General features: G+C 42.1%; 16 protein-coding genes. 11 read left to right on the plus strand and 5 right to left on the minus strand.

What is annotated here, in order from left to right:
- Together O8C65_09550 and ade are read right to left on the minus strand one after the other, a co-directional pair.
- The coding region (locus O8C65_09550) for a hypothetical protein (protein ID MCZ7357167.1) at nucleotides 1–2,407 on the minus strand (2,407 nt) is incomplete at its 3' end.
- A 784-nt stretch (nucleotides 2,408–3,191) separates the two neighbouring features.
- Complete coding sequence (gene ade, locus O8C65_09555; protein ID MCZ7357168.1) at nucleotides 3,192–4,916, minus strand: adenine deaminase; 1,725 nt, start codon at nucleotides 4,914–4,916, stop codon at nucleotides 3,192–3,194.
- A gap of 112 nt (nucleotides 4,917–5,028) precedes the next feature.
- On the opposite strand from ade, the gene O8C65_09560 reads away from it, so the two are divergent.
- From O8C65_09560 to O8C65_09600, 9 genes are all read left to right on the plus strand, one after another.
- The gene (locus O8C65_09560; protein MCZ7357169.1) at nucleotides 5,029–5,313 is read left to right on the plus strand and encodes a GYD domain-containing protein; all 285 of its coding nucleotides are present in this window, start codon (nucleotides 5,029–5,031) and stop codon (nucleotides 5,311–5,313) included.
- A gap of 418 nt (nucleotides 5,314–5,731) precedes the next feature.
- The gene (locus O8C65_09565) at nucleotides 5,732–6,769 is read left to right on the plus strand and encodes an alpha/beta fold hydrolase (protein ID MCZ7357170.1); all 1,038 of its coding nucleotides are present in this window, start codon (nucleotides 5,732–5,734) and stop codon (nucleotides 6,767–6,769) included.
- Between the two features lie 520 nt (nucleotides 6,770–7,289).
- Entirely contained in the window at nucleotides 7,290–7,721 is a 432-nt protein-coding gene (locus tag O8C65_09570) for a response regulator (protein MCZ7357171.1), read from the plus strand.
- 493 nt (nucleotides 7,722–8,214) lie between these two features.
- Nucleotides 8,215–9,324, plus strand: a complete 1,110-nt coding sequence (locus tag O8C65_09575; protein MCZ7357172.1) for a DegT/DnrJ/EryC1/StrS aminotransferase family protein — start codon at nucleotides 8,215–8,217, stop codon at nucleotides 9,322–9,324.
- On the plus strand, nucleotides 9,321–10,232 hold the full coding sequence (locus O8C65_09580) for a Gfo/Idh/MocA family oxidoreductase (protein ID MCZ7357173.1): 912 nt from the start codon (nucleotides 9,321–9,323) through the stop codon (nucleotides 10,230–10,232). The genes O8C65_09575 and O8C65_09580 overlap by 4 nt, the downstream gene beginning before the upstream one ends.
- On the plus strand, nucleotides 10,229–10,813 hold the full coding sequence (locus tag O8C65_09585) for an acyltransferase (protein MCZ7357174.1): 585 nt from the start codon (nucleotides 10,229–10,231) through the stop codon (nucleotides 10,811–10,813). Before O8C65_09580 ends, O8C65_09585 begins: the two co-directional genes overlap by 4 nt.
- A 25-nt stretch (nucleotides 10,814–10,838) precedes the next feature.
- Entirely contained in the window at nucleotides 10,839–12,269 is a 1,431-nt protein-coding gene (locus O8C65_09590) for a nucleotide sugar dehydrogenase (GenBank protein ID MCZ7357175.1), read from the plus strand.
- A gap of 173 nt (nucleotides 12,270–12,442) precedes the next feature.
- Nucleotides 12,443–13,573 (plus strand): TIGR04083 family peptide-modifying radical SAM enzyme, encoded by a 1,131-nt coding sequence (locus O8C65_09595; GenBank protein MCZ7357176.1) that lies wholly within the window; start codon nucleotides 12,443–12,445, stop codon nucleotides 13,571–13,573.
- A gap of 103 nt (nucleotides 13,574–13,676) precedes the next feature.
- A complete protein-coding gene (locus O8C65_09600; GenBank protein MCZ7357177.1) occupies nucleotides 13,677–14,393 on the plus strand; it encodes a hypothetical protein in 717 nt (238 codons plus the stop codon).
- Between the two features lie 254 nt (nucleotides 14,394–14,647).
- Here the strand turns inward: O8C65_09600 and O8C65_09605 are convergent, their stop codons facing one another.
- Both O8C65_09605 and O8C65_09610 read right to left on the minus strand, forming a co-directional pair.
- The gene (locus O8C65_09605; GenBank protein ID MCZ7357178.1) at nucleotides 14,648–15,070 is read right to left on the minus strand and encodes a hypothetical protein; all 423 of its coding nucleotides are present in this window, start codon (nucleotides 15,068–15,070) and stop codon (nucleotides 14,648–14,650) included.
- Nucleotides 15,063–15,332, minus strand: a complete 270-nt coding sequence (locus O8C65_09610; GenBank protein MCZ7357179.1) for a nucleotidyltransferase domain-containing protein — start codon at nucleotides 15,330–15,332, stop codon at nucleotides 15,063–15,065. The genes O8C65_09605 and O8C65_09610 overlap by 8 nt, the downstream gene beginning before the upstream one ends.
- A gap of 355 nt (nucleotides 15,333–15,687) precedes the next feature.
- On the opposite strand from O8C65_09610, the gene O8C65_09615 reads away from it, so the two are divergent.
- Together O8C65_09615 and O8C65_09620 are read left to right on the plus strand one after the other, a co-directional pair.
- Nucleotides 15,688–16,437, plus strand: a complete 750-nt coding sequence (locus O8C65_09615) for a PAC2 family protein (protein ID MCZ7357180.1) — start codon at nucleotides 15,688–15,690, stop codon at nucleotides 16,435–16,437.
- Between the two features lie 75 nt (nucleotides 16,438–16,512).
- The gene (locus tag O8C65_09620) at nucleotides 16,513–16,674 is read left to right on the plus strand and encodes an AbrB/MazE/SpoVT family DNA-binding domain-containing protein (GenBank protein MCZ7357181.1); all 162 of its coding nucleotides are present in this window, start codon (nucleotides 16,513–16,515) and stop codon (nucleotides 16,672–16,674) included.
- Between the two features lie 72 nt (nucleotides 16,675–16,746).
- Here O8C65_09620 and O8C65_09625 read toward each other — a convergent pair whose 3' ends face one another.
- Nucleotides 16,747–17,919, minus strand: a complete 1,173-nt coding sequence (locus O8C65_09625; GenBank protein ID MCZ7357182.1) for an argininosuccinate synthase — start codon at nucleotides 17,917–17,919, stop codon at nucleotides 16,747–16,749.
- Nucleotides 17,920–18,040 lie beyond the last annotated feature (121 nt).

The following is an 18,040-nucleotide window of genomic DNA, read 5'->3' on the forward strand; positions in this document are numbered from 1 at the left end:
TTTTTCCAACATCAAATTTTCCTAAATTCGTGGTATTGGAAAATGGATTGCTGGGCGAGTTCCATGTTTCGTTATGCCAAGCCCCATCGTTCCAGTACAATTCTACTTTACCTAAAATACCATTATCGCTTGCATTAATGGCAATTATAACATTGTCTTTATCAGTTGGCTCAATTGGTGAACGAGCTACTGAAATGTTAGGCTGAGTCCTATCTAAAATTGTAAACGAATATGTGGAAGTCTGTTGAGTATTTCCACTTGTATCATTTGCAACCGAATAATATTGAATTATTTTTCCAACATCAAATTTTCCTAAATTCGTGGTATTGGAAAATGGATTGCTGGGCGAGTTCCATGTTTCGTTATGCCAAGCCCCATCGTTCCAGTACAATTCTACTTTATTCAAACCTGCAGTGTCATTAGCGCTGACTGTTATTGAGACCGAATCCTGATCCGTAGGATTCTGGGGCGAATGCGATGCTCCAACGCTCGGAGCCAGGTCGTCAGTTATGGTAAAAAATTCCGAATATTTATATCTATCATTTATATATACCTTCACTTCCCATTGTCCAATTTTATCTGACGCCAAGCATCCATTTATACAGGTCCAATCCCAAAAATTATAGTCCCAATAATCATATCCTTGGGTTCTTGGGTCTGGAGATGTAAAGGAGGATGTGCTAAATAGTACACCAGAGGGAGTATACCATTCCCACTTAACAGTGAGGCTATCAGCAACATTTCCCAATCTAAGCCATGATTCGGCTTTCTCATCTGTTATAGAAAATGTTGTTGTCCTATTAATCGGATTATATGGAGAGGTTTTTTCATGGTCTTTTTCCATCGTATGGTCTGCAATATTGTAACTTATTGTAAAAGTGTCTGAGAAGTTATATTTGCTATCAACATACGATTTTACTGACCAATTTCCAGGACGGTTTGCTGCATCGTACCCGTTAATATTTATCGATGACCAGGTCTTATACCATACATAATACATATCCTGTCCTGGGTCGGAGGCGATAGTCGTGCTACTATTGTATAGTGTATTGTTTGGGTCATACCATTCCCATTTTTGAGTAAATGCCTGTGAAACATTTGTAAATTTTGTCCACGATTCTGCCTTTGTATCTCTAATTGAAAATACTTTTGTTGCGTTTATGGGATCGTATGGGCTCGAAGACTGATGATCTTTTGCTGTTTTATGTTCTGAAACAATATATCCTATTGTGAAATGCTCAGTTGCTGCCACATTATAACCACTTCCATCATCTACATAGATGTTAACAGTCCAATTTCCCGGTTCATTAGCCGCCGAATAGTTTTTGATGGATACCCCGCACCAGACTTTGTACCAACTCCAATAATCATATCCGCTGGCTTTGGGATCTTGCGTAGTAGTGTAACATTCTGTATAATAATTGTTATTTGGATCATACCATTTCCACGTAACGTTTAATGAAGCATATACATTTGTAAATTTAATCCATGTCATGGCTCTGGTATCTGTTGTTCTAAAGAAATCCGTTTCATAAATCGGATCATATGGATATGAAGAATTGACATCACGGCTATTAGTAGTAATTATAGAAGAATAATTTGATGATGCGGTTATATAAGTGGATATATTAGATATAACACCATACCCATACCCTACGACTTGATTTGTCGATGCATTACTTGTAACATTATTTGTAACATCAACCGTATTTTCTACTGAACCTGAGAGATAAGAAGTATTATCTGAATATCTACTCGAAAGACTATACCCACCTGAAATATTTAATCCGCCTTCATTAATGCTACTAGCTAAATAACTGCTTGCATTATTAGCACTGCCCACATAGGAGATTCCGCCATTAGCGCATGTGGATGTATTCGCCGGTATATCGGCACTTGATAGCGAAGATGAAGATGGTGGTGGCGTACAGCTTGTTGATTGTTCTTGTACGGTTAATTGTGTTTGATTGCTGCCCTGTAATCCGCTTTTATCAGTCGCAGTAACTACTACATAATAATCGTTGCTAATTAGAGATGGTGCTGTTATTGAACCGCTTGCGGTTGCCGTATCTGAGTCATATGATAGAGTTGATTGTGAGAGAACATAACCCGCTCCATTTTGAACTTTAGCTGTAACAGTGGTGATATCTGCATTCCCATTTGAGTCTGTTACAGATGCAGACAAACTAACTGCTTGTCCCTGATAAGCTGGATTTGGACTAAGAATTGGAACTCCCACAAAAGGAGCTTGATTACTTACTCCAACGGTACCCCCTGCAATCTCAACAACTGCTGTCGTAGCTGCCATCATCATCAGCGCTATCAAAATCCACCCAGCTTTCGTCATGTGGCCGTTCTTTCTGCTCTGCTTGCCCTCTTTTAGGTTGTGGTTTTTCAAAAAAGTCATACTATCCATCCCGCATCATCTATCATTAATAATGATCCGTTATTTCTAAGGGCGCACCCTCCATAAACCTTATCTAATATCATTTTTCCAACTGATCACCATGGTGGGGCGATGGCAACTCCATCGATGCTTTTTTCTGAAAGAGACCACCGATATTCTTTTCTACCAATTCAAGCTACTTAAAACTTTCCATTGAATTTTATAATTATTATAATTATTAGTATTATTATTATGAGGTATTATAGAGAGATTATGGGAATTAAGCTGATGTTTTTGTTAATATTTTTATATGCTTTCTCCAATTCATCTCGGGTCAAGTTTTATTTCATTTATCTCTCTTAAACGTAATCTGAATCAAGATCCTTTCAATCAAGGATTATGCAACGGGAAATAGCAAATTAAACCTGAAATCCACCCATACCGAACTTCTGGGCAGATATTGGCCAGAAAAAGCTGTATGCGCTATTAGGACATCCTCAGAAAGATGAGCACCGAATCCGATACCTGCGAATATGAATGAATCGGGGAACCTTATGCCAACAGTCTCTAAGAATAAAACAACCAGGACTGCAAAAAAAAGCAGCGCTGGGTAAAACTTGCTGAGCACGGTAGCGCTAACATCAGCAGGTATGATTGGGTTTTTCGGTCTCGTGAGCCTGCGGAAAAGAGATTAGATAATTACCATAAAAAATTTATTTAAGAAAAGTTTCTTCCCTTTCACCTGCACCGTAGGAGTTTCTGCCCTCTAATAATGTGGTCATACCACAAAAAGCCTTACTATAAGTCATTCTGGGATAATTGCAGGAATTATCTTGAATGCATTTACATCAACTAGCCCTTTATCCGTTATCTTCAATTCAGGGATAACGGGAAGCGAGAGGAAGGATGTCTGGACAAAAGGGACATCCAGTTCGCATCCCATTTTTTTGACTAGGCTGTGCAGATCTTTTATTCTCTTATCCACTTCGTATGCGCTTTCGGTGCTGAGAATGCCCGCAAATGGAAGATGAAGGCAATCCAGTACCCTGTCATTTGCTATCACTATTCCTCCCTGCAGTTCCCTTATCTTGTTCGCACAGAGTGCCATATCCTCAAAATTTGTGCCTATAAGAATGACATTATGCGAGTCGTGCGCAATGCTCTGCCCGAAAGCACCCTCCTTCAGGGTAAATCCACGGACGAAACCCCTGCCCACGTTCCGGGATTTGCCATGACGTTCTATCACAGCTATCGCTAGTATATCTCGATCGATGTCAGGCTGAACAGTCCCTCTATCCGTCTTTAATTCCTCTATGCTTCTCCCTGTGAGAAGTTTGCCCGGTAAGACTTCTATTATGTGAGCAGACACTCTTTTTTTCCTGGAATATATCTTAAGATGATCCGAGTCTATTTTTTTATATTTCACTGTCCTGAGAACATATTCTGGATATTCTATTCCTGTTATTTCTGGTTTTATTTTGCCGCGTATTACCACATCTTTGATCTTGAAAGCGGCCAGATCCTCAAGTATTAAAAAGTTCGCTCTTCGGCCTATGCTTATCGAACCAACGAGCTGGTCTATCCTGTAATGGCGGGCAGTGTTGATACTAGCCATGGAAATCGCTACGACAGGCTCGATTCCAAGCTTGATGGCTTTTCTTACCACTGCATCCATATGCCCTTCGATAAGGTCACCCGGAAGTTTGTCGTCTGTGACGAAAAAGAAGTTTTCGAGGGAGATCCTGTCTGTAAGCAGTCTGGGAATGAACTCATCCAGGCATTTTGCAGCCGAGCCTTCGCGAAGCATGATCTTCATGCCAAGGCGCGCTTTTTCAAGTGCCTCATCATATGTTACGGATTCGTGATCGCTTGAGATACCCGCGCTCATATAACCGAACAGCTCACTGCCTCGCATGCCGGGGGAGTGTCCATCCACAACGAGTTTTCTTTCAAGGGAAGCTGAAATCATTGCAAGCTTTTCGGGGTTTCCGCGCAGGATTTCGGGATAATCCATTACTTCGCCAAGACCTACCACGAATTTCTTGTCCAGAAACTTTCTTATTTCCCGAAGACCCAGCAATGCGCCCGATGTCTCAAGAGGACTGGATGGAACACATGATGATAAGGTAATAAAAACATCAATCGGAAGTTTTCGTGCCTCACGCATGACCAGCCTGATGCCTTTCGTGCCAAGGATGTTGGCGATCTCATGTGGATCGATGACAATGCCGGTTGTCCCGTGGAGAGCGGATTGTTTTGCAAATTGCGTGAGTGTTATCATGCTCGACTCAAAATGCACATGCCCGTCAATCAATCCGGGGCAGACACAGTCATTTTTTATGTCCAGCACCAGCGTCTTTGGGCCGGTGAGAGCCTTCACATCACCAATGCCTGAAATGAACCCGGAGCTAATTGCTATATCACCTTTTGTGATCTCTTTTGTGTTGACATTTACAATTCTGCAGTTCTTGAAAACGGTGTTAGCCTTGGTTCTGCCCTCCCCTGCAAAGATCTTATCCCTTAAATACATAATATCAGGTTATTTTTTATATTAATAAAAGATTGCTCTCTTGCTCCTGTGAAAGCCTACGTATATATACAAGAAAGACCCAAATTATAATTGGGAATTGGAGGTAAAAATCATGGCAAAATATATTATTGTCTCTAAACTGACAGATGAAGGTGCAAAGACTCTCAAGAAGAACCCCGGCAGGGTGAAAGAAGTCAATGCGGAACTGAAAGACATGGACGTAAATGTGCTCGACCAGTATGCAGTGCTGGGGGATTTTGACTTTTTGACGATCGTGGAAGCTGATGACGAAACCACTATCACCAAGGCAGCTGTAGAAATATTATCCCGGGGGAGCATCAGGACAGCGACATACAGGGCAATACCCGTTGACGATTTCATAGAATCGCTAAGATAGGTCTGGGATCCAGCGGTTTCCGGGTCCTGGATTCTTCCAATAGCGGGTTATTGAGCATAGCCATTTGGCTTGATAGAAAATTATTATAAATTCTTCAGAAATCTTATGCTGGATCCTATTGAGAGGGCTCTGCTTACCAGAAATATAGTATGCGAACCTGAGAAAATACTACCGCTTCAGGTCTTCGAGGTTCTACGGTGGCATAGCGACAGCGGATTGCGTGGGCTGTTGCCTGAGATGTGTCTTCTGCTGGTCGTGGAATGCGACCACACGGCCGGAGGTGTGCGGAAAGTTCTACTCTCCTTTGGAGGTCGCAGTCCGTCATCCTGAGCGAGTCTGACCAAATTCCTGCTTTACACAAACTTATTTTATGCTGGAAACGTATATTGAGATGTCAGGCATTAGATGGGGGAAAATTATGACAATTAACCTGGATCATATCCAGATAACGAGAAGGGAATTTTTCAATGAATTAGAAACCATTTTTCCTCCTGCTGCTGTGGGAAAAACACCTTTTGAAGTTGTAGATGAGGATAAGCGGTTCAATTTTAAGCTCCTTAGATATATAACGGAAAAGGATAAAAATAGAACCTTACTCCTAGTTCCACATATAATAAACAGACCCTATATCCTCGATCTCAACGATGATGTCAGTGTAGTGAGAAAGTTCTGTGATAATGGGTTTTCAGTTTATATGTTAGATTGGGGCTATCCCAGGATGGAACAAAGAGAGGTCTCCTTTTCAAATTATGTAGATTATTTGGATAAGGCTGTTGATCTTATTTGCAGGGAGAGAGGAATTAAAGAGGTTTCGGTTCTGGGATATTGTACCGGAGGCATAATTTCGCTCATGTACGCCTCATTACATCCAGAAAAGGTGGAAAAGCTTATCCTGATGGCAACTCCGGTGGATTTTTCCAGATGGGATGATATAAGGATACTGTGGGGAAGGGTATTTGATGTCCGCAGCATTGTGTCCCTTTTCGGCAATGTTCCAGGTGAGTTGATCCTCCTTTTTGGCCGCAATTTGTTCATGTACTATCTTCCAATTTTTTCGATGAGTGTGGAATTCAATAGAGAATTTTTAACTTATGAGTCGTGGAGGGATGCATTAAGAATGAACAGATGGTTCATTGATACGCCAATGATACCTGGCCCAACATATGTTCAATTCATTGAGGACTGCTATCAGCGAAATTTACTCATCAATAACAGGATGAAAATCGATTCCAATGTGATCGACCTGAGAAAAATTCGCAGCCCTCTGCTTAACATAATCGCTAAATATGACCATATTGTACCTTTATCGGCCGCTAGAACGCTGAAGGATGTTTATTCTGGAAAGAGTTATAAGGAAATCGTCTTCCCTTCGTCCCATACTGGTCTTTCAGTGAGCCGGCAAGCGCATTTGAACCTGTGGCCTGATGTATGTGAATGGTTAGTGCTGACTGAATGAATGTATTGGCCGTTGACATGGACAAAGACGGTAAATCCGCCATAAACTGTCCTTTCCAATTTCCTTAACAATATCGCTTGCGCTGATTATGCCGGCGGGGTTCGCTCAGGTCCCTTCCCATCATCAGCAGCCTGTGGATACGTTTTTTCTGCATAATATCTGCTATTTTTTTTTCCCGAAGTACTTTTGGTTTTCTTTCTTTTCGTATTGTCCCAATATAGAGATATTTGTATTTATGATCCTTAATTTCCATGAATGCACTTTTCACAGTGCATTTGTTAACGTCAAATTTAAGATAACAAACGGTTATCTGGGTAACAAGAGAATCCGAGCAGAAATCAACTGAAGAAATTGAGTTCAAGCGAAGGTTGGCTTGAATTACTATCCATCTCAAGATCGCAACTAAATGAAAAACGATGATGACTGAATTTGTAAGAATACATCGACTAATCATTGAATTGGAAATGTCGCCATGCTATGGAGGACGGCATAATGTTGACTGACTTTTTCACAGGTCTACTTGCCAGCGATTAAAACCGAGATACAAGAAGCAGGAGAGCAGAAGCTTGAATTGCCAGTTGGAAAAGGGGAATTTATTCTCGTTGCTGAAGATGAAGTCTCAATTTGTGAGATTACTCGCTCGACATTGGAAGCATACGGATATAAAGTGCTCACAGCAGAGAATGGTGCTCAGGCAGTAGCATTGTATACCCAAAATGAAGATAAAATCAAAGTTGTGCTTATGGACATGATGATGCCAGTCATGGATGGTCAAACGAGCATTCGAGCTATTCGCAAAATTAATCCTGATGTCAAAATTATTGCAGTCAGTGGATTAACGGGGAAAGATAGACTTGCGAATGTTGCTCATTATACAAGGGCTTTTTTGCCAAAACCTTTCACTACTGAGAGGTTGTTAAAGACCGTACATGAGGTTTTAAGTGCAAAATAAGCAGACCTGCTCACTGAGACAAACAGTTAGGTTTCAAATACCGACCTTATGAATTGGTGGTTACCGGCTGTGGAACAAAAATAGGTGACAGGATTGGCACTGCTTTAACCTGCACTGGCGTCTGGCATAATTTGTTAAACCTGTACCCTGCTTAATTCTGTCCCACAGCCGGTTATAAAGTAGTGGGGCCAATACAAGGGCCGACGCATGCATATGGAACCAAACCGCAACGTGCACAAAGCACGCAAAGATGGGACATTTGTTTTAAACTTATAATACTTAAATTGTATAGTTATAATATATTGGACATTTGGATAATCAAGCCATCATGAATCCTAAAATTTCAGCAGTATTTAAATATTTATCGAACATAAAAGAATGGCATTATAACGAAAAATCGAAAAACGCTTGTTACTGGGTGGCTTGGGCTTCAAAGGTTGAAACCGGGCAAAAGAACTGGCAGTAGAAACAAAGTTTACTCAACATGATATATATGGAAAAATTTATTCCGATAGCAAAACCAATTATTTCTGAAGAAGAGCTGAAGGCGATTGGAGAAGTCCTTAAATCGGGGATGCTGGCTCAAGGGAAAGCCGTTGGTGATTTTGAAAAATCGTTTTCAGAATACATTGATGTGAAAAGTGCAATCGCTGTTGGAAACGGCACGATTGCTCTGGATATGGCGCTCAAGTCCCTGGGCATTAAAGAGGGGGATGAAGTCATTACGACCCCGTTCACCTTCATAGCGACGGCGAACTCCATTTTGTTTCAGAAGGCTAAACCCGTTTTTGCGGATGTGGATGAAAGAACTTTCAACATCGACCCCGGCGCGATACTTAATAAAATAACGGGGAGAACAAAAGCGATAATCGGTGTGCACCTTTTTGGACATCCATTCAATGTTAAAGCTATTTCGGAGATATGCGAGGATCACAAATTACTGCTTATTGAGGACTGTGCGCAGGCGCACGGGGCTGAATACAAAGGCAAGAAGGTCGGAGGGTTTGGTACCGGATGTTTTTCATTCTATCCAACAAAAAACATCACCACAGGCGAGGGGGGCATGATAACCACAAATGATGATAAGAATGCAGAATTATGCCGGTTGCTGAGGAACCATGGGCAGAGTTCGAAATATTACCATACGATCTTGGGATATAATTACAGGATGACTGATATACAGGCCGCAATAGGCAATGTTCAGCTTAAAAAACTGGATGAATTTAACAAAAAGAGAATAGATAATGCAGAGTATTTCAATAAATACATAAAGCTGGATGGAATTACCAAACCTCATAAAGAAAAGCATGTAAAGCATGTATATCATCAGTATGTCCTTAAGATCGATAGCAGTTTGATAAGCCGGGAGAAGTTCATGGAATATCTGAACGATAAAAACATCGGCTGCGCAGTCCATTATCCCTTGCCAATACACAAACAGCCTCTGTACCTGGAGCTGGGTTACACAAGCGAAAGAGTTAACTGTCCGGTCGCTGAAAAGCTTGCGGACGAGGTTTTGAGTCTGCCGGTACATCCGGCTATAACGGAAGAAAACCTGGCGCATATCGTTGACAATATAAATAAATTTGGGGAATCAACATGAAAATCGGCGTCATTGGAACGGGGTCAATGGGGAAAAATCATGCAAGAGTATATTCCGAGCTTAAAAGCGTTGAAGAAGTTTATGGTTTCGACCTGAACAAAGAGAACCAGGATGAACTGACCGAACTCGGGGTAATAAGCTGCGATTCCATGGAAGAACTGCTGGATAGTATTGATGCTGCAAGCATCTGTGTCCCGACGAAATACCATTACGATGTCGTAAGGGAGGCGATAGCAAAGGATATCCACTGCCTCATAGAAAAGCCCATTGCTCTATCAGTTAAAGAAGGGGAGGAACTGGTTGAACTGCTAAAAGATAAAGACATGGTCGTTGGTGTAGGGCATATCGAGCGGTTTAATCCCATTGTGAATGAGATAGAGACAATGCTTAAGAATCCATTTTACGTCCAGGTGAGAAGGCATAATCCAGGGTCATCAAGGATAACAGATAGTTCGGTTGTCGAAGACCTGATGATACATGATATAGATATTATATTTAATGTTTTATTCAATGGAGAAAGATATAAGCTCGATAGCGCAGGAAATTTCGATGTATGTAATGTTGTGGTAACATTCAATGGTTCTGTCGTCTCCATGTCAGCAAGCAGGAGAGGGGCAAAAAAAATACGCACCCTGTATATCGAGGATGAAGACCTGACCATCGAGGGTGATTTTATGAACCAGGAGGTCTATGCCTACAGGAAGCCGGAAAAATATTTGCAGGAAAGCGAAAGATATACGCAGGAAAATATCATTGAAAAGGTTCTGGTCAACAAGGTTGAGCCTTTGAAGGTGGAGTTGAGAACATTTGTTGACTGCGTGAAAAGAAATAAAGTGTTCCCGATCACGCCGGAGCAGGCCCTGAATAACCTCAGGATATGCGAAGAGATCAAAAAGGGTTTTGAATGAAATATTATAAGCATCCCACTGCGATCGTTGAAAGCGATGCCATAGGCGATGGGTCAAAAATATGGCATTTTGTCCATGTAAGGGAAGACGCCATTATCGGGAAGAACTGCAATATCGGAAAGAGCGTTTATGTTGATACAGAGGTTAGAATCGGGGATAATGTGAAAATCCAGAATTTAGTTTCTATCTATAAAGGAGTCGAAATCGAAGAAGACGTATTTGTCGGGCCTTCAGTTGTTTTTACTAATGATATGTATCCAAGAGCATTTATCTGGGAAGATGGAAAAATAATTCGAACAGTTATAAAAAAAGGTTCAAGTATAGGCGCCAATGCAACTATTATTTGTGGAGTAACTGTCGGCGAATATGCTATGATCGGGGCGGGAAGTGTCGTAACCAAAGATGTGCCTCCGTATGGTCTCGTATTCGGAAATCCTGCGCGCCTGAGAGGTTTTGTTTGCCAGTGCGGGAAAAAATTATGTAATATTATTGATAATAACGTAGAAAAAATCGTTTACGAATGTGAATGTGGAAAAAAGATTGATATCAAAAAAGAAAAGCACAGTAGAAAATCGCCATAAAAATTTGAACCAAATAGTCGAACATATGAGCAACAAACTTAAGAAAATAATGGATAGGATAGGACCCATTAAAAAAATCGGGGTAGTCGGGATGGGATATGTGGGCATTCCCGCGGCAGTTTTATTTGCAGATTCAGACGCTTTTGAGTTGGTTTTAGGATTCCAGCGCAGTTCATCCAGATCCGGCTATAAAATAGAAATGCTGAACCGGGGAGAAAGTCCATTAAAAGGTGAGGAACCGGGACTGGAGGAGCTTATTAAGAAGGTCGTCCGGGCAAAAAAGTTTCAATGTACCCCCGACTTCTCAAGGATATCCGAGATGGATGCAGTAACCCTGGCCATACAAACACCATTTTTAAGTAATGAGAGTCTGGAGCCGGATTTTGGCGCATTGATCGAAGGGCTGAGGCTGACAGGAAAATATCTCACCGAGGGAACACTTGTGGTATTGGAGTCCACTATCACTCCCGGTACCACGAACGGGTTTGCGCGGCAGATATTGGAAGAGGAATCCGGTCTCACCGCCGGGGAGGACTTTGCCCTGGCTCATGCTCCCGAGCGTGTAATGGTGGGCCGGCTGCTTCGCAATATCCGGGAGCATGACCGCATCGTGGGAGGTATTGACAAAGTCAGCACGGAGCGAGCAATCGAACTGTATTCGCCCGTACTTACCACAGGAAAGATAATCCCAATGACGGCTACTGCTGCAGAAGCTACCAAGACGGCGGAGAATACTTTCCGTGACCTCCAGATAGCAGCGATCAACCAGCTTGCTCTCTATTGCGAGGCGATGGGGATCAATGTTTATGATGTGAGGGCTGGCGTGGACAGCCTGAAAGGCGAGGGTATCACAAGGGCAGTGCTGTACCCAGGAGCAGGCGTTGGGGGGCATTGTCTGACCAAGGATACCTATCATCTTGAAAGGGGTGTAAAGGTATCCGGAGGAAACCTGGATTACCCGGATGGGATGGATTCTCTTTTCGTACTTGCGCGAAAAGTGAATGATTTCATGCCTGTGCATATGTATAACCTGACGGTTGAGGCACTTTCGAGGGCACGGAAGAAACCTGCTGGTTCGAAAGTGGCTATTCTGGGCTGGGCATTTATCAAGAATTCGGACGATGCCAGGAACCCGCCTTCTGAGCCGTACAGGAATTTGCTGATCAGGTCAGGATGCATTGTTGATGTCCACGACCCGTATGTCATGGAATATCCTGGTGTGAGTATTTCTCATGAATTGTCAGGTGCAGTTGATGGCGCTGATGCGGTGGCTATATTGACAGGGCATGATGAATATTCCGAATTGGATGCAGGAACACTGAAAAGGCTAATGGGTAAGGAGCGTCCGGTCATTGTGGACGGGCGGAATGTGATAGAACCAGAGGATTTTATCGGAGAAGGTTTTGTATACAAAGGAATAGGTCGCGGTGATAAGAATGACCATCCGATTAAATAAAAAATTGCGGGATTGACGATTCCATGAGCACACTTCCATCATGGGCGCCCGCCCCCAGTACATGTCAAAGCAGTACCAATCCTATCATCCCTTTTTGTCCCCACTTTCTAAGTACTGGATAACTATTAATAGTTTGAAGAAATGGAAATTGATGTTTTATGGCTTTTCACGTGATGCTTATCCCCACTTTAAACTGTCCTGCCAAATGCAGTTATTGCTGGAGTTCCGAGAAAGGATCCCCGGTGATGAGCATTGAAACCATCAAAGAAGTGGTAAAATGGCTCAAGGATTTCCGGAATGAACCGGTTACCTTCACCTTCCATGGCGGGGAGCCGCTCCTGGCCGGGGCTGATTTTTACCGGGAAGCTTTGCCATTACTGGCACAGGGTCTAAGTCATATGAAACCCGCTTTTGCCCTGCAGACAAATCTCTGGAGAATGACCCCGGAACTTGCTCAAATCCTGGCAGAGTATGATATTCCCATAGGCTCGAGTTTAGATGGCCCGGAGGAGCTCACTGACTTTCAAAGAGGAAAAGGATACTACGAGAAGACCCTGCAGGGCTTTGAGATCGCGGTGGAGAATGGTCTCAAGGTGAGCTTCATCTGCACCTTTACCTCTCATTCCATAAAGTTCAGGGAGGAAATTTTCAATTTTTTCCTGGAGAATGGCTTAAATCTTAAATTACATCCTGCTCTGCCATCTATACGTGACGAAAACCCTGAAAAATGGGCGCTAGATCCCAGAGAGTATGGAGAATTGTTGGTTTATCTTCTTGACAAATACCTTGAAAACATTGGTAAGATCGAGGTCATGAATATCGACCATCTGTGTAAATGTGTGTTCACCAATCGGGGCACTGTCTGCACTTTCGTAGATTGTATGGGAGATACCTTTGCGGTGGGAGCTGATGGGAACATATATCCCTGCTATCGCTTTATTGGCATGCCGGAATACGTTATGGGTAACGTCAAAGACCATCCAGGCATGGAAGACCTTGCCAGGTCTGACGCATGGAAGCTCATGTTCCAGTTCAAGGAATATGTTAACAGGGAATGCGGGAAATGCAACTACATTAAATTCTGTAGGGGTGGATGCCCTTACAATGCCATAGTGGCAAATGAAGGTAAAATTAAGGGTGTTGACCCCCACTGTATTGCCTACAAGAGGATATTCAAAGAGATAACTGAGCGGTGGGAGAAGGAGTTTTTAGGAGGCTCCGATATGCCAATGTTTGCTCTTCCATCAGGACCTAAGATGGATGGCAAGCCGGGAATAATGTCAATTATGCTTAAACGGCTCTGAGCGCGGGATAATAATGATTTTTTTGAGTTTGAAGGTGTGTAAATATTCATGGTAATCTTGCATTGAACTATTTATACACGTTTCATCAATATCAAAAATAGCCATGCCCTCAATCCGTATAGCTCCAAGATATGACCTGCTATTCAATGAAGGCATATTCAACGGGACACTTATTATTGGACCAGACCCGCTGGGTGAGAATTTTGATTATCAGGTTTTCCTTGAGGCAAGGAGGAAATTGAGATTGATCGGGCTGCAGATGACAGACGGCAAGCGAGGTTTGGAGGAATACCAGAAAATATTCAGTTTCAATAGCAATAGCATAAAAGCGCGGATACGGCTTGTCATCGGGCGAAACTATCGAGCCAGCCTCCAGGAATTATGGCGCGAATCTCTTGCGCAGGAGGATCTCATATACCTGAAAACCCACGCAGGATATGGCAGGCATCTCAGCCTGAGTGACGATGTCAGTTATTTTACGGATACGATGAAGGAGGGACTTGATCACCCACGCAGAAAACCATACCAATTGTTCTATCTCGATTGCTGCAAGAGTGAGATGTATTATAAGGATGCATTCCGCGACTATGTGGGTGATAATATTGATCTTATCCTCCATAAATGGTTCTGCGATTACAAGATAATAGGACCGGTAGTAGTGCTTATCAATGAACTGATGAAAGGATCGGACTTTGAAACCATTGTTTCGAAAATGAACGATGAATATGGCATCCCGCATTTTGATGTGGAAGATAAACCTGAAGATTTAAGGTTGGATAGAAAGATGGTCACATATTCCATAAGCCAGTTTCAGCGATGATTCAGGCGGATGAGCTTGATATCATCAAAATCATTTTCCAGTACAAATCCAATATATTCCTGGGAGAGGTTAGAATAATATCGAGCACAGCTTTTTTCATGTTCTTATCAAGACATATCCGCAGATAGTTATGGATGTGTTTATCCTTGATCTCATTGAAAACCTTCGGCTCAATCTGTTTTCAATCTAAATCTTTCAGGAATTCTTTCATTCTCTTATATTCTGTATAGTAGTCATATTTTAACGGTACGATCTTATTCCCTTAAAAAATTCTCTATTTCCAATAGAAATTGCTGCCAGACATCAGGAATATCATTAGCTAAGCCTTCAAGTTGTTTCTCATCCAGCATGAATCCGTAAGCGTGAACAAAAAAATGTCTGAAAGTCAAGTACTTATAAAGTTGATCTGACAGCTTTTTTGAAATAATCCCTGCGGATAATGAGCGATTCAGAAGATCTTTATGCCATGTTTCAGATTTTGGTACCTCAATATCTTCTATCAGCAGAATTTGTTTTAGAATATTTTCAATCCCATTATACATATTGTGGAGAAAAGTCGCCATAGCTGCCAATTCAATAACTGTCTTATCACTTCTTGCCATAGCAGTTTTCAGATTATCCAGAGCTGCCTCAATATTCTCTTTTTCAGCAAGAATCTGTTCAGGCAATTCACCCATAAATTCTTACTCCATTTTCTTCCACAAGTTTAGTGAATAGAGTTTTTCTGGACAGGTCAACAAGATCAACTGGTTTTGATAGATTTTTGAATAACTCTGCATAAAAATCAAAGAATAAGCGCGGTTCAATTCCCTTTACCCCGATATCTATATCATTAAATTCTTTGTCTTTTTTTGTTGAGGAACCAAATAATATTATAGATGTAACTTTATATTTTTTGGCATATTTTATGATTATTTCTTTATCTTTTTCTGAGATCATTCTCTGCCTCTTATTTCGTTTGCCCGGAATCTCACAGAGCGGGATTTATGAGTTCAATCCGCGTTTGATGTTCATCTCTCGGCATGTTTCAAAATCTCTTTTCCACTATTTTTAGAAGACACAATAGTATATAATTCCTTCATTTAGGCAAAACTGAAGATAAGCTTAATGTTTGACAACCATTCGGAGTTTGATACAACAGTATAAAAGGAAGGATCTGCGTTTGGATAGAAAGATGGTCACATATTCCATAAGCAAGCGATAACTTGAGTTCGGGAAGATGAATTATATGGAATGATTATATAGCATGAAATAATGATGACATGAAAAGAGGCTTTTTAGATCAGGAAAAGATATGGAATTAAGATTCTTAAAGAAACCGGAATTGGAAAAACCTCGCATGCTAGTAGGACTTCCGGGTATGGGTATGGTTGCCAGGACTACTGTCAATTATTTTATGGAAATCTTGAAGCCTGAATTATTTGCGGATATTCCAATCCCTCATCTTTCACCTTCCATTGCCTTTTTTGAAAAAGGCCTGGTAGTACCGTTTGACAGGGAAATAAGCCCTTTTAAGTTCTTCTACTCGCAGAAAGAAAATATCATATTTTTCTCAGGTGACATCCAGTTTGGCTATGCTGTAAAGGATAATGAGCTCGCCGAGAAAATAGTCGAAGCAGCACAGCTTTGCGGAGTTGACATTATTTATACGGTAATAGCGACACATGTACAAAGATTTGTTGAAGATCCGGAAGTATTCGGGGTTGCGACCACGCCTGAACTTCTGCTACACTTAGAAGGCAAAGGGGTAAAGATAGCGGATAGCAGCCTTCAAATAAGCGGGGTCAACGGCCTCGTGGTGGAATATGCCTTGCGAAAAGGAATAAAAGGAATAGCCCTGCTCTGTGAGACCGCCTTTCCAGAGGCACTGGATATAAAAGCAAGTCATGCCGGAATAAAAAAAGTCTCCGAGCTTCTTGCTATTGACATTGATTTGAGCAGGATTGAAATTGAGGCGAAGAAATTTGATGAAGGTTTCAAGAAGTATTTGAAAGATACGCAGGAAAAGAAGAGAAAGGAAGAGGATCTGGGATATATAGGCTGAAAGCAGCGTCATATTGATTCTGTTTTAACTAATAATAAAGCGATACTAAAATACCTTAATAAAAAATGTGATAACATGGGTGAAGTGGTAAAACTTCGGAAGTCCGATAATAGCCTGATAATCACCATACCAATAGAGATATGTGATAAGTTAGGCCTCAAAGAAGGGTCACAGGTGGAGATAGAGCCTTTTACCTGTGGCGGTGAAGTTGGAGCACGAATAAAACCAAAAAATTAAAAGAGGAGCATTGTTTTCTCTTAAGGCGCTATACTCATTAGTGGAAATTACTTAATGCACAAGGCATTTTTCCTAACATAACTTCCTGAACATCCTTGCCTGGAACCCGTGATACTTGCAATAACCTTCAGCATCCTTCTGGTCTATGGTCTTGCTGTCAAAGGATGAGAGATCTGCGGAATAGAGGGCAAATGGCGATGCTCTGGCGATGACCTTTGCGCTGCCTTTGTAGAGCCTGATCTTCACATTCCCGGTCACCCTTTCCTGGGTTCTGTCAATGAAGGCATTAAGATCGGAATACAGGGGTTCATCCACCAGACCTTTATAAGCAAGCTCGCTCCACGTTTCATCAACACCTGACTTGAAACGCAGTTCGTCTCTTGTGAGAACAAGTTTTTCAAGATCTTTGTGAGCGGTCAGAAGTATCGTGGCAGCGGGATGTTCATAATTCTCCCTGGCTTTAAGGCCCAGCACCCTGTCCTCGATCATATCCGTGCGCCCGACACCATGCGAACCTCCAATCCTGTTGAGTTCCTGTATCAATGGAACGCCAACCATCGAGTCACCATTCAACGATACCGGCACACCATTTTCAAAACCGATATCAATTACCTCTGCTTCAGGTGCGTTTTCCGGCGATACAGTCCATTCGAATATCTCTTCTGGGGGAATATAATCGGGTTCTTCAAGCCGTCCCCCCTCTATGCTGCGGCTCCAGATGTTCTCGTCAATGCTCCAGGGTTTGGATTTCGTGGCAGACACGGGTATCCCGTGTTTTTTTGCATAATCTATCTCCCACTCTCGGGTGAGGTTCATATCCCTCATCGGTGCAATGACATCAAGATCCGTGCCCCGGAATACTGCCTCGAACCGCAGCTGGTCGTTCCCCTTACCTGTGCAGCCATGAGCAAGCGCCTGGGCATTCTCTTTTTGCGCTATGTCCACTACTTTCCTTGCTATCAAGGGGCGTGCTATCGAAGTTCCTAGAACATAACCTTCGTAGCTGCCATTTGCTTTGATCAGAGGGAAGATGTAGTCTCTTACAAACTCTTCTTTGGCATCTATGGTATAATGTTTATCGCTTATCTGTTCTGCTTTTTTCTCTGCTTGTTTTATCTCTTTTTCAGGCTGCCCAACATCCACGGTCACCGTGATCGCGTAATCGCAACCGTAATTCTCTTTCAAAAGGGGTATACACACAGATGTGTCAAGTCCGCCTGAATATGCAAGTACTACTTTCTTCATACTTGCGGCATAATAGTTCGGAAAGATTAATAGTTTTTGTTATTGCAAAATGAAAGTATTGTCCGAGGGGGGATTTCCACCCCCTAATAGCGACAGAAGAGCAACCCGTAGGAGGTATCGG

The sequence above is a fragment of the Candidatus Methanoperedens sp. genome, assembly GCA_027460535.1.
Taxonomy (GTDB): domain Archaea; phylum Halobacteriota; class Methanosarcinia; order Methanosarcinales; family Methanoperedenaceae; genus Methanoperedens.

What these genes read in the sequence shown, in the direction of transcription:
- O8C65_09615 (MCZ7357180.1), top strand. Translation starts at nt 15,688, where the DNA reads ATGGAATTAAGATTCTTAAAGAAACCGGAATTGGAAAAACCTCGCATG.
- O8C65_09625 (MCZ7357182.1), bottom strand. Translation starts at nt 17,919, where the DNA reads ATGAAGAAAGTAGTACTTGCATATTCAGGCGGACTTGACACATCTGTG.
- O8C65_09600 (MCZ7357177.1), top strand. Translation starts at nt 13,677, where the DNA reads ATGCCCTCAATCCGTATAGCTCCAAGATATGACCTGCTATTCAATGAA.
- O8C65_09565 (MCZ7357170.1), top strand. Translation starts at nt 5,732, where the DNA reads ATGACAATTAACCTGGATCATATCCAGATAACGAGAAGGGAATTTTTC.
- O8C65_09590 (MCZ7357175.1), top strand. Translation starts at nt 10,839, where the DNA reads ATGAGCAACAAACTTAAGAAAATAATGGATAGGATAGGACCCATTAAA.
- O8C65_09605 (MCZ7357178.1), bottom strand. Translation starts at nt 15,070, where the DNA reads ATGGGTGAATTGCCTGAACAGATTCTTGCTGAAAAAGAGAATATTGAG.
- O8C65_09580 (MCZ7357173.1), top strand. Translation starts at nt 9,321, where the DNA reads ATGAAAATCGGCGTCATTGGAACGGGGTCAATGGGGAAAAATCATGCA.
- ade (MCZ7357168.1), bottom strand. Translation starts at nt 4,916, where the DNA reads ATGTATTTAAGGGATAAGATCTTTGCAGGGGAGGGCAGAACCAAGGCT.
- O8C65_09610 (MCZ7357179.1), bottom strand. Translation starts at nt 15,332, where the DNA reads ATGATCTCAGAAAAAGATAAAGAAATAATCATAAAATATGCCAAAAAA.
- O8C65_09585 (MCZ7357174.1), top strand. Translation starts at nt 10,229, where the DNA reads ATGAAATATTATAAGCATCCCACTGCGATCGTTGAAAGCGATGCCATA.
- O8C65_09575 (MCZ7357172.1), top strand. Translation starts at nt 8,215, where the DNA reads ATGGAAAAATTTATTCCGATAGCAAAACCAATTATTTCTGAAGAAGAG.
- O8C65_09595 (MCZ7357176.1), top strand. Translation starts at nt 12,443, where the DNA reads ATGCTTATCCCCACTTTAAACTGTCCTGCCAAATGCAGTTATTGCTGG.
- O8C65_09560 (MCZ7357169.1), top strand. Translation starts at nt 5,029, where the DNA reads ATGGCAAAATATATTATTGTCTCTAAACTGACAGATGAAGGTGCAAAG.
- O8C65_09620 (MCZ7357181.1), top strand. Translation starts at nt 16,513, where the DNA reads ATGGGTGAAGTGGTAAAACTTCGGAAGTCCGATAATAGCCTGATAATC.